Annotated in this window: 12 protein-coding genes and 1 pseudogene; 4 read left to right on the top strand and 9 right to left on the bottom strand. The window is 65.4% G+C overall.

Features of this window, described 5'->3' with window-relative positions:
• Positions 1-461, top strand: a 461-nt coding sequence (locus tag MK313_RS16720) for an alpha/beta fold hydrolase (RefSeq protein WP_287783080.1), incomplete at its 5' end; no start/stop codon positions are given.
• A gap of 164 nt (positions 462-625) precedes the next feature.
• Here MK313_RS16720 and MK313_RS16715 read toward each other — a convergent pair.
• The 6 genes from MK313_RS16715 to MK313_RS16690 all read right to left on the bottom strand — a co-directional run bounded on the left by MK313_RS16715 (position 626) and on the right by MK313_RS16690 (position 6,368).
• Positions 626-2,104, bottom strand: a complete 1,479-nt coding sequence (locus MK313_RS16715; protein ID WP_287783078.1) for an N-acyl-D-amino-acid deacylase family protein — start codon at positions 2,102-2,104, stop codon at positions 626-628.
• A 72-nt stretch (positions 2,105-2,176) separates the two neighbouring features.
• Complete coding sequence (locus tag MK313_RS16710) at positions 2,177-2,620, bottom strand: DMT family transporter (RefSeq protein ID WP_287783075.1); 444 nt, start codon at positions 2,618-2,620, stop codon at positions 2,177-2,179.
• Between the two features lie 237 nt (positions 2,621-2,857).
• Positions 2,858-3,886 (bottom strand): alpha/beta fold hydrolase, encoded by a 1,029-nt coding sequence (locus MK313_RS16705; protein ID WP_287783073.1) that lies wholly within the window; start codon positions 3,884-3,886, stop codon positions 2,858-2,860.
• 144 nt (positions 3,887-4,030) lie between these two features.
• Entirely contained in the window at positions 4,031-4,963 is a 933-nt protein-coding gene (locus tag MK313_RS16700) for a fatty acid desaturase (RefSeq protein ID WP_287783070.1), read from the bottom strand.
• Position 4,964: 1 nt separating this feature from the next.
• Positions 4,965-5,606: a pyridoxamine 5'-phosphate oxidase family protein gene (locus tag MK313_RS16695; RefSeq protein WP_287783067.1), complete on the bottom strand. Its 642-nt coding sequence runs from the start codon at positions 5,604-5,606 to the stop codon at positions 4,965-4,967.
• 168 nt (positions 5,607-5,774) lie between these two features.
• A complete protein-coding gene (locus MK313_RS16690) occupies positions 5,775-6,368 on the bottom strand; it encodes a gamma-glutamylcyclotransferase (protein ID WP_287783065.1) in 594 nt (197 codons plus the stop codon).
• A 197-nt stretch (positions 6,369-6,565) separates the two neighbouring features.
• On the opposite strand from MK313_RS16690, the gene MK313_RS16685 reads away from it, so the two are divergent.
• From MK313_RS16685 to MK313_RS16675, 3 genes are all read left to right on the top strand, one after another.
• Entirely contained in the window at positions 6,566-6,883 is a 318-nt protein-coding gene (locus MK313_RS16685) for a hypothetical protein (RefSeq protein ID WP_287783062.1), read from the top strand.
• Positions 6,884-7,286: 403 nt separating this feature from the next.
• Complete coding sequence (locus MK313_RS16680; protein WP_008943706.1) at positions 7,287-8,816, top strand: M23 family metallopeptidase; 1,530 nt, start codon at positions 7,287-7,289, stop codon at positions 8,814-8,816.
• Positions 8,817-8,844: 28 nt separating this feature from the next.
• Positions 8,845-9,336 (top strand): bactofilin family protein, encoded by a 492-nt coding sequence (locus MK313_RS16675; protein WP_008943705.1) that lies wholly within the window; start codon positions 8,845-8,847, stop codon positions 9,334-9,336.
• Positions 9,337-9,411: 75 nt separating this feature from the next.
• On the opposite strand, the gene MK313_RS16670 is transcribed toward MK313_RS16675, so the two are convergent.
• The 3 genes and pseudogenes from MK313_RS16670 to MK313_RS16660 form a co-directional block, all read right to left on the bottom strand.
• Positions 9,412-10,416 carry a threonine/serine dehydratase gene (locus MK313_RS16670; RefSeq protein WP_287783058.1) on the bottom strand — a complete coding sequence of 335 codons (1,005 nt, stop codon included), beginning with the start codon at positions 10,414-10,416 and terminating at the stop codon, positions 9,412-9,414.
• Complete coding sequence (locus MK313_RS16665; protein ID WP_287783055.1) at positions 10,376-11,272, bottom strand: alpha/beta fold hydrolase; 897 nt, start codon at positions 11,270-11,272, stop codon at positions 10,376-10,378. Before MK313_RS16665 ends, MK313_RS16670 begins: the two co-directional genes overlap by 41 nt.
• Positions 11,273-11,287: 15 nt before the next feature.
• Positions 11,288-11,682 (bottom strand): annotated as a pseudogene (locus tag MK313_RS16660) (hypothetical protein); the annotation flags it as partial.

Raw genomic sequence — 11,682 nt, 5'->3', positions numbered from 1 at the left:
GGGTGCTGAAGTTGGCGCAGCTCCACACCTCGCCGCGTTCCGATTCGGAGGAGCAGTCAGTACGCCGGCGCGGTCTCATCGATCTGGCGCAGAAGGGCCGCTTCAAGGGGGTGACGCCGCGCCTGCTGCCGCTGCTGATCCATCCCGACCGGCAGGAGGACGAGAAGCTCACCTCCATCATCTTCGCGATGGCCGAGCATGTCGGCATGGACGGGTTCATCCGCCAGCAGAAGGCGATCATGGGCCGGCCCGACGGGCGCGCCGATCTGGCGAAGATCGCGGTGCCGACGTTGGTGCTGTGCGGAAGGCAGGATGCGCTGACACCGCTGGACCTGCACAAGGAGATGGCCGCCGGCATCGCCGGATCGCGCCTGGTCGTGGTCGAGGAGTCCGGCCATCTGCCGACGCTGGAACGCCCCGCCGAGGTGAACATGGCGCTCCGCGAGTGGCTCCGGGGGTAGGGGAATTCTTCTCTATATCACCCTCTCCCCTGGCGGGAGAGGGTGGACGCGCAGCGTCCGGGTGAGGGGGCAAAGTTCACACTGTTACCCCTCACCCAGCTCCGCCTAGCTCGCTTCGCTCACAAGGCTGCGCAACCCTCTCCCGCAAGGGGAGAGGGGGAGTTTCAAGCCGCCTGGCCGAACGCCCCCAGCTGCTGGCGGCGGATGGCGCGGCCGGGGCGGGTGCCGGTGACCGCGCCGTCGCGCCAGACCGGGCGGCCATTCACGATCACCAGCTCGATGCCGGTGGCCGGCTGCATCGGGTCGGCAAAGCTGGCCGTGTCGATCACGGTGGCGGGGTCGAACATCACGATATCCGCGTAATTGCCGACCTTCAGCGTGCCGCGGTCCTTCAGGCCGAACTGGAGCGCCGACAGGCCGGTCATCTTGCGCACTGCCTCCTCCAGCGGGAACAGCCCGACTTCGCGGCTGTAATGGCCCAGCACGCGCGGGAAGGTGCCCCAAAGCCGCGGATGCGGCTTGGTGTCGTGCGGCAGCCCGTCGGACCCGATCATCGAGTGCGGATACTGCATGATGCGCTGCACATCCTCCTCCGCCATGGAGAAATAGACCGCGCCCGCCGGCAGCAGCTTCTCGGCGGCTTCCAGCGGTGGCAGGCCCATATCCTTCGCGATATCGTCGAGATCGCGGCCGGCATGTTCGGGGTGCGGCACCGACCAGGTGACCAGCACCCGGCTGGCACCCATCATGCGCTGCGGGTTCAGCATGGTGGAGCTGGCGATGTAGGGATAGACGTCGAGGCCGACGCGCTGCTTCTTCATCGCCGCGTCGATCAGCGGCAGGGTCTCGGCGGAGCGGCCATGATTGTCCGCGCCTGAGCATTTATGGTGCGAGATCACCACCGGGATGTCGGCCTCGCGGCCGATGCGGAAGGTCTCTTCCAGCGAGTCGGTGATGTGGTTCGCCTCGTCGCGCATATGGGTGGTGTGCAGCCCGGCATGGTCGTGCAGCGCCTTGCCCAGCTCGATCACCTCTTCAGTGGGGGCCGCCTGCGAGGGCGGATAGAACAGACCGGTCGAAAAGCCGATGGCGCCAGCTTCCAGCGATTCTTCGAGTTTCTTCCGCATCTCCTTGACTTCACTGGAAGATGCGGCCCGGTTCAGATCGGCGACGGCACCAACGCGCAGCGAGGAATGGCCGACCTGCGCCAGCACATTCACCGCCGCCGGGGCATCGTCCAGCGCCTTCAGGTAGCTGGCGAAATCGCCATAGAAGCCCTCCGGCGTGTCGCAAATCAGGTCCAGCGGTGCCGGTGGCCGGCGGTCGATCTTCAGCGGCGCCAGGCTGACGCCGCAATTGCCGGTAACGACGGTGGTCACGCCCTGGCTGACCTTGTTCTTCATCGTCGGGTTCACCAGCACGGCCCGGTCATCATGGGTGTGCACATCGATGAAGCCGGGGGCGACCGCCTTGCCCTGCGCGTCGATCTCGGTGCCGCCGCTCATCCCGCCCAGCGCGCCCAGCGCCACGATCCTGTCGTCGCGGATGGCGATGTCGCCCGTGTAGGACGCCCCGCCGGTGCCGTCGATCAGGCGGGCGTTGCGGATGATGATATCGGCCTTGCCATCGACGGGGGCACTCATGGGGAAACTCCTGTTATGACTTGTCAGCGCCGATTACAGACCAGCCGGCGGGGCTTGGCAAGGAGGCGGTACTCAGAAGGCGCGGATCAGCACCACGCCGGCGACCAGCAACACCACGCCCAGCACGCGCAGCAGCGTGATCGGGTTTTCCGGGAAGCCGACAAGGCCATACTGATCGATGATGAGCGAGGCGATCATCTGTCCGGCGATCACCAGCGCCAACAGGGTGGCGGCGCCCAGCTTCGGCGCCAGGAAGGTGGAGGAGGCGACATAGATCAGCCCCATCAGCCCGCCGGCATAGGCCCAGACCGGCACCTGCCCGAAGGCGGCGATGCCGGGCAGCGCCGGGCGCGTCACCGCCAGGATGATGGCCAGCGCGCTGGTGCCGATGATGAAGGACAGGAAGGTGGCGTTCATCGCGCCGCCGATATGGCGCGCCATCACGGCGTTCAGGCCGGCCTGTACCGGCACCACGATGCCCGCGAACAACGCCAGGGTGATATAGGCCCAACCCATCGATTTCTCCGTCAGTTTTCTGGGGGGATGGTTTTCTTGGGGGATGGTTTCTGGTCGTATTTGTCTATGGATTTCGTGCCAAGGCAATCGGGACAATCTCAAACTGTCATTCCCGGCCTTGTGCCGGGAATCCAGGGTTCAGCTTACTCGACCGGCGATCCAGCGAGCGGAAGCCTGGACCCCCGCAATAAATGCGAGGGTGACGGACAGAGGAAAATCGCAAGATGAAACCCTGCCTCAGGCCGACAGCAGGTCGCGCACGCCCTTGGCGATGAACCGCTCATCCTCGGGATTTTGCGAGGGGTTGCCGGCGCGGTGGCCCCAGATCGAGGGGATCGGCCGCAGTTCCGCATTCTTCAGATGCGGCATTTCCAGTTCGTTATCCTCGGGTCGGAAATAGAGGTCGGTCTCGCCCGGCATCAGCAGCACCTTCGCCTTGATGGCTCCCAGCGCCTTCGCGAGGTCTCCCCTGTGCAGCTCGTTGGCGCTGATGTCGGAGTTGAACCAGGTACCGAGCTGGGCATAGAGGTCGTTGGCGTCACGCCGCGCATAGGTCCATTCCCAGAAGCGGACCAGGAAATCCTCCAGCGTCGCATAGCCAAGGCTCTTGTAGAGCTGCTGGCGGTAGAATGTCTGCGAGATCGCCCAGCCGGCATAGATGCGGCCCATGGCGCGAATGCCCTTTACCGGCTGCTCGTGGAACCAGCCGTCGCGCCAGGCGGGATCGGCGGTCAGGGCGGCGCGGATGCTGTCGAGGAAGATCTTGTTATGCTCCGAGGTGCGCGCGGAGGAGCAGGTGATCAGCAGCCGGTCCACAGCGTCGGGGAACAGCGCGCCCCAGTGATAGGCCTGCTGGCCGCCCATCGACCAGCCATAGACCATTGCCAGCCGCTCGATGCCGAACATTTCGGTCAGGAAGCGGCGCTGCAGCATGACATTGTCGTAGATGGTGATGGCCGGGAAGCGCCCCTGATTCAGCGGGTAGGGCGTGTTCGATGGCGAGGTCGAAAGCCCGTTCGTCATCATGTTCGGGATGATGATGAAATAACGCGACGGGTCGAGGATTCGGTCCGCGCCGATCAGCCACTCGATATCGCTGTGCTGCGCGCTGTAGGACGTCGGGTAGAGGATGACGTTCGACTTGTCAGGCGCCAGCGTGCCGTAGGTCTTGTAGACCAGCTTCGCCGCCGGCAGCGTGATGCCGCATTGCAGGACGAAGTTCGGGCATTCGTAGGTGCGGGTGTCGGTCATCGCAGCGTCAGTCATTCGATCATCTTCCATCGTCATTCCCGGGCTTGTCCCGGGAATCCAGGGTTCAGCTTACACGGGCGGGCATCCAGAGGGCGGAGGCCTGGACCCCCGGCACAAGGCCGGGGGTGACGGCAAGAGTTTAGTCAATCTTCCGGGAGCTTACGCCGCCCGTCCCGGCGCGGCCCCCAGCTCGGCGTGAATGCTGCGCAGCGTCGGCAGATAGCCGGGCGCGACATGGACCAGCTCCCCCCTGATCTTGCCGTGCAGCGCCGGCAGGGCATGGAACGGGATCGAGGGGTAGAGGTGATGCTCGACATGGAACGGCATGTTCCACATCAGCAGCCGCACCGGCCAGGCGGCCAGCGTGGTCCGCGTGTTGGTCAGCCCGTTGGAATCCTCGCTGCAGCCGGTATGTTCGGTCAGGAGATAGGCGCGCAGGAAGGGCTGCCCCAGCACCACCGGGACGATCCAGTAGAAGACCGGCCAGGCGCTGCCCAGCGCGACCGCCGAGCCCAGCGCCAGCGCATAGGCGGCGATCATCAGCCGGACCGAGCGCACGACCTCCGGCTTTGCCTTTTCCGGTACGAAATCCGCCCCCTTGAAGTTGCCGGCCGCCAGCTTGCCGAGCGAGCGGAAACGGCCGATCCAGTAGGGAATGGCGGTAATGCGCCACCAGAATTCGCCGCGCGTCGCCGGCGGTGGCGGGGTCAGCTCCGGATCGCGCGCCGGGTCCTGGGTGTGGCGGTGATGGGCGTGGTGGAAATGCTTGTAATAGGTCGAATTCAGCATTGAGGGCAGGGCGGCCAGCCAGCCGACAGCCTCGTTCAGCCAGCGGCTCCTGAAGGCCGTGTAATGCACCGTTTCGTGGATGGTGGCGAACAGCGTGACCAGGAACAGCCCCTGCACCAGCATGGCCGGCAGCACCCACAGCGTGCCCTGGGTGTGCCAGATGGCGTAGCTGGACAGGCCGATCAGCCCGGCATGCAGGGCGAGCCGTGCCAGCCCCCTGGCGTCCGACCGCTGGCTCAGTGCCTTCAGGTCGGCCGGGCTGACGAGACGGTGGCTGGACCGGTTCACGCTGGCGTCGGTCATCTCAGTAGAGCCTTTCCTTGTAGGCGACCTCGATGCGCTCCTCGACGGTCTCGACCGTGTCGCCCATGGCCTCGACCTGTGCCTTGATCATGCGGGCCAGTGACGGGATCGTGCCCTTCGGCACCTGCACGGACGGGTCCCACAGGCTGGAGCGCTTCAGCGCCTTGGCGCAGTGGATGAAGGCCTCGCGCACCGTCACCAGGATGGCGGTCTTCGGCGCCTTGCCGTTTATCGCCATGCCCTCCAGCAGGGCCGCATCCTCGGTGATCCGCGCCGTGCCGTTCACCCGCATCGTCTCGCCGACGCCGGGGACGAAGAAGATCAGCCCCACCTCCGGGTTGTCCCGCAGGTTCTTCAGCGTATCGATGCGGTTGTTGCCGACCCTGTCCGGGATCGCCAGCGTCTTGTCGTCCAGCACCTGAACGAAGCCGGGCGGGTCGCCGCGCGGGCTGACATCCTGCTTGCCCTCGGCATCGGCCGTCGCGATGCACAGAAAGGGGGAGTGCGAGATGAACAGCCGGCAATTCTCGTCGATCCGGTCCAGCACCTTGGCAATCGCCAGCGGCGTCGCATCGCCATAGAGCGTCTCAAGATCCGGACCAGAGGAGGGCTTGGCGGGGGCGGCGGTTTCGTCCAGCGGCATGGTGCCTCCAGAGGGGTAGGGAAGGTTAATCTGTAAGGCGATTATACAAGAGCGTGCCGCTCATGACAGGCCATCGTACTTACTTCTGCGAATTTTCCTGTGCCGCCTGCTCACTGCAGGCCTGACGGGTCAGGGTCAGCAGCCGTTCCATATAACGGTCGGCGATCTTCAGCTCGTGCAGGTGCTGGACGGTATTTTCCAGATACTCCGCGCAGCGCCCGATGCGACCGCGATCACCCTTGCCGCCTCGGCATCGGCCATCTGCTGCCCGACATAGCGTTCGTGCCGCCGGTTGATGGTGAAGGTGATGGCGCGCACCGGTCCGTCCGCCGTCTCCACCGTGACCCAGCGCGGGATATAGGCGTGGCTGACCATCTCCCGCCGCCAGACGATCTGCAGTTCCTCGGCGGCCTTGTCCGCCTCGATGCGGAAGGCGACGCCCTTGCAGCTGCCGCCGCGGTCCAGCGCCAGCATCAGGCCGGGCCGTTCCGGGGTGCCACGCCCCAGGGTGGTCCACAAGCAGAAGCGGCGGTGCAGGCCGCGCACCGTGCCGATTCGCCGTTCGGCGAAGTGGAAGGCGGGGTTCCAGATCAGCGATCCGTAGCCGAACAGCCAGACATCGCCCTCCGGCCGACCCGCCGGGAACATACCGGACAGGGAGGCTTCAAGCTCCTCCTCGCTCAGCATGCGGAAGCCGGGGGGCGCTTCCTCCATCATCTTGCGGATGAAGCCGTTTCGGATGTTCTCACGGGTTAGCGTCACCGGAATCCTCTCGGGATGGGGTGGCGAAGGGAAGGGCATGTCGCGACAGGATGGACGCGGCGCACGAAAAACGCGACAATTAGAATGTAATGGAAATGTTCTAAAAATCCATTCTATATGCCCGCCGCGCCGACCTGACGCCAACCCTGGAGAAGGGGCGCGCGCCGGACGGGATGAACCGAGAGGAAGAGACGGCCATGGCGCTCACGCCTGAGGATGTGAAGGATCTGCATTATTCGATCCATCGGATGAACAGCGTCGCAGCGGTCTTCCGGATGCGCGCCGATAATGCGATGAACGACAAATTCAGCACGCTGGCCGATCTGATCGACCTGTATGTGTCGCTGTGCCAGCGCAGCGTCGGCCAGGGACGCGATTTCGTGAAGGATGGTCTCGCCATCACCGAGGAAGAGCGCGTCGAGGCAAACACCCTGTTCGAGCGCGTGTTCGAAGGCAGCCCGCCGGCAGCGCCTGCGGCCCCGGCGGCTGCGCCCACGGGCAAGGAGCATAAGTAGGTCGCCAGACTCCAGGGCGACGACGCCTTGGGGAAGGTTCGGGGTGGCTTTAGGGTTGCGACCCGGCCCGTCGCCCTATAGTTTATCGTGCAATATTTGCATCCTACCCGTGCCGTGGCCGCATAAGGCCCGGCAGGATACGTCCAGACGGGTTGTCAGGGTGGCGAGATTGGGTGTGGCAAGGCCGGCATGCCGGTTTCCGGTTCACACCAGTCTGGCCTGTCTATTCTGGCGCGGGGGTGCGGGGACACGACCGGCGGTTACACGCCTTGGGCGCCATCGGATGGGTTTGCGATGGACAAGGCGACCGGCGCGGAAGATCAGGGGGATGATCTTCTGCCAGGCACGACCCGGCGGTCGCCAAGCGTGGTGAAGACGAGGGAGGGGGCGTCCGATCAGCGTGATGACTGAAAAACGCCAGGGAATTCTGCGGCCGGTAACGGCCTTGCTGGAACGTATCTTCGTTGACCGGCAGATCATCCTTCGCTCCGAAGGGCATACCCGCTATTTCCTGTTCTCGCGCCGCGCGCAGATGTTCTGCTCCGCCGCGCTGGTGGGGCTGGTCGGCTATGTCGTCGTCGCCACGGTCGGCTATGTCGAGAAAAGCCGCGTGATGATGAGCAAGGACGAGTCGGTCGAACGCTCGCAGCTTGCCTACCGCAATCTCCTGGATCAGGTCGCCAACTACCGCGAATCGATCGTCACCATCACCAAGGACCTGCGGGAAAAGCAGGCCCATCTGCGCCAGCTGTTCGAGCAGAACGAATCGCTGAAGCAGAACCTGACCTCCGCCGAGAGCCAGCTGAAGCAGACCGAAACCGAGCGCAAGCAGATCGTCGAGGGGCGCACGGCGCTGCGCGATCAGATGAAGGCGCTTGAGAACGAGGTCAAGAACATGACCTCGCAGAATGTCGGCCTGGAAAAGCACATGGCCATGCTGCGCGGAAAGCTGTCGGATGCCGAGGCCGCCGCCGCCAATCTCGACCAGACCCGCAGCCAGCAGGCCGCGACCATCCTCGACCTGCGCAAGCGCCTGGCGCTGGAGCAGACGCGGAACGAGCGCATGGAATTCGAGATGGCCTCCATGCGGCAGGATTTGCAGAAGGCGATGAGCGACCGCGGCGAGATCGTCGGCGAGAAGGAAACCCTGCACACCAGCATCGAGCAGCTGGAACGGCAGATCGCCGAGATGAAGGCCGCGCATCACGAGGCGCTGCGGCGTTTCGCTGAACGTACGATGGAGCGTATCGCCTTCGCTGAGGATCTGATTGCGAAGACCGGCGTGCCGGTGTTCGACCTGCTGCCGGGACCGCCGCCGCCTCCGCCGCCGCCGCGTGAGGTGGTAAAGGGCCCGCAGGGCGGTCCGTTCGTGCCCTATCGCGAGGAGAGCGGCATCGCCATTCCGCGCGGCGATACCCTGACGCGCGACGGGCTGCGGGCGATCTCGCTGGATCATCTGGAGGCCTCGCTGGAGGCTCAGATGGACCGCTGGGAGCATGTGCAGAAGATTCTGGGCGGCATGCCCTTCGCGGCGCCGATGGCGGAATATGCGCTCAGCAGCGGCTTCGGCCTGCGCAGCGACCCCTTCAGCCGGCGCCCGGCGCGTCATGAAGGGCTGGATTTCACGGCACCGTACAAGAGCGATATCATGGTGACGGCGCCCGGCATCGTGCGGCATGCCGGGTGGCGCAGCCAATACGGACGGCTGGTCGAGGTGGACCATGGAAATGGCCTCTCGACGCGGTACGCGCATCTTGCAAAAATCACCGTCAAGGTGGGGGAAAAGGTTGAATTCGGCGACGTCATCGGGCTGCTCGGCTCATCGGGGCGTAGTACGGGACCGCACCTGCACTACGAAATCCTGGTGAACGGACGGCCCTACGATCCCCTCAAATTCATCAAGGCTGGTCAACATGTTCTCAAAAGCCAATAAATCGGCGAAAGGCGCGGATCGTCCCGTCATGCCGTCGATCATCAGCGCCAATCTGCGCATCACCGGCAATCTGGAAAGCGAAGGCGATATCCAGATCGACGGGGTCGTGGAAGGCGACATCCGTTCGTCCAGCCTGACGGTCAGTGACAGTGCCACGGTGCGGGGCGCCATCGAGGCCGATATGGTCGCCATTGCCGGCAGCGTGACCGGGCAGATCAAGGCGAAGACCGTGACGTTGCAGCGTACCGCCCGCGTCATTGCCGATATCGTTCAGGAATCGCTGTCGATCGAACCCGGCGCCTATTTCGAGGGCAATACGCGGCGCATCGCGCAGGAAGCACCGCGCAAGCTGGAGCAGCCGAAGCTGGAGCAACCCCAGCCGGGAAAGTCGCTTAACGGCCCGGCCACCAGCATGGAGCCGGTCCGTCCCGCACTGACCAACGGGGCCGCGCCGAACGGGGCCGCGCCCAACGGTATGGGGACGGACGATAAGGCGGCCGCCGGTCAGCTGCGCGTCTGACGCCTGTCTGCTGGCAGGCTAAAGCTGGCAAGTATCTGGAATGGAGACGGGCGAGGGAAACCTCGCCCGTTTTCGTCAGACCTCGCCGGCCGTTGTGAGGGCTTCCAGGAAGGCCGCCTGATCGACATTGCCGCCGGAGCAGACCACGGCGATGGTCTTGCCCTTCATGTCGATCTTGCCGGTGACGGCGGCAGCCAGCGCCACCGCGCCGCCCGGTTCCGCCACCAGCTTCAGATAGCGGAAGGCATGCGCCATGCCGATCTGCGCCTCGGCATCGCTGACCACGAGGCCGGACTTCAGCAGCTTGCGGTTCAGCTCGAAGGTGATTTCGCCCGGCTTCTCCGCCAGCAGCGCATCGCAGATCGAGCGGTTGGACATGTCGTTGGCGATGCGGTTGCCGCTGGCCAGCGATCGCGCGGTGTCGTCGAAGCCGGCCGGCTCCACTGAATAGACCGGCACGCCCGGCAGCTTTTCCGACAGCGCCAGGGCGGTGCCGGAGACCAGCCCGCCGCCGCCGCAGCACACCAGCACGGCATCGAGCGCAGCACCCAGCTCGGCTGCCTGCTCGGCGATTTCCAGACCGATGGTCCCCTGGCCGGAAATCACGCCGGGATCGTCATAGGGGCGTACGATGGTCGCGCCGCGCTCGGCGGCGATGCGGGCGCCGATCTCCTCCCGGTTTTCGCCGAACCGGTCATAGGTCACGACCTCGGCGCCATAGGCCCTAGTGTTGGCGATCTTGATGGCCGGTGCGTCGGCCGGCATGATGATCGTCGCCTTCAGCCCCAGCATGGCGGCGGCGCAGGCCACGCCCTGCGCGTGATTGCCCGAGGAATAGGCGACCACGCCCGCCGCGCGCTGTGCCTCGGGGATCATCGAGATGCGGTTGAAGGCGCCCCGGAACTTGAAGCTGCCGGTCTTCTGCAGCATTTCCGGCTTCACCAGCAGCCGGCCGCCCAGCTTCGCGTTCAGCAGCGGCGCTTCCAGCAGCGGCGTGCGCACGGCATGGCCCTTGATGCGCCCGGCGGCGGCCAGCACGTCATCGAAGCGCGGCGGGGCGGTATTGGTCAAGGAAGTCATCGATCGCCTCCAGGCAGGTCGGTTCGGTCAGGGCGGGGGCATGGCCGACGCCGGGCAGGGTTACGCTCCGGCACGCGGGATGCCATGCCGTCATGCGCCGAAAAACCGGCTCGGTCAAGATGCGCGACACGCCGCCGCGCACGACCAGCAGTGGAAAGGGCCTCAGGCTGCCAAACAGCGCCCACAGATCGTACCCACTCGCAGCGCCTCTGGCGAAGGGCAGGGCGATTGCCGGGTCCCAGTCCAGATGCAGAAGTCCGTCATCGCCCGGCACGAAGGTCGCTTCGGCGAACTCACGCCATTCCTGCGGGGTCGTGAAGGACAGGTCGGGCATCAGCTCCTGCAACCAAGCGATGGCGCTGTCCCAGTCCGGCACGGGATGATTCTGCCCGACATAGCGCAGGATGGCACCGCTCTCGCCCCCGGAATCGTGTGCGACATCGGGGCCGATATCGTTCAGCACCACGCCGGCCAGCCGCGACGGGGCCATCGCCCCCAGCGCCATGGCGATGGCGCCACCCAGCGAGGTGCCGATGACGACGACCCGGTGCAGCCCGGCAATGTCCAGCAAATGGCGGATATCCTCGACGACCTGGGCGGGCGCATAATCCCGCCAGTTCTTACAGCGCCCTGAGCGGCCCCGCCCGCGATAATCCGGCACCACCACACTATGCCCGCGCGCTGCCAGATGCCGTGCCAGCCCGTCGAAATCCTTGGAATTCCGGGCAAGGCCGGGCAGGCAGAGGATGGCGGGCAGAGGACCGTCATCTCTGGTCCCGTATTCGCGGAAATACAGCGAAACCCCGTCGCTGGCGGAGAAGAAACGCTCCCGATAGGCCGACGGGGCGCCGCCCACGCGTTGTCGCCGCCGCTATTCCGGCGACCGCCCGAAATCGGCGGCCAGGCTGTTATGCAGCGTCGGGTGCGGCAGCAGTGCGGCGTCACGCTGCAGATTGTCCAGCCGCACGCCGCAGGCGATCACGCACCAGACATGCAGGGTGCGGTCCTTCCCGATGCCGGTCGGGTGCTGTTCCAGCCTCGTGCGGTAGATGTAGAGGTTCTCCAGAACGCGCTGCACATAGTTGCGCGTCTCGGAGAACGGGATCAGCTCGATCCAGTCCACGATGTCGATATCGCCGCGCCGCGGGTCGCCGATCTCGCGCAGCCAGCGATAGGCCCGGCTGGGGCCGGCATTGTAGGCGGCGATGGCGGCCGGGTAGAAGCCGTCGAAACTGTCCAGCAGATCCACCATGTAGCGGCTGCCCA

Source organism: Oceanibaculum sp., from assembly GCF_022449305.1.
Classification (GTDB): Bacteria; Pseudomonadota; Alphaproteobacteria; order Oceanibaculales; family Oceanibaculaceae; genus Oceanibaculum; species Oceanibaculum indicum.
The sequence above is the reverse complement of the archived record's forward strand: the minus strand, read 5'-3'. Positions and strand labels throughout refer to the sequence as shown.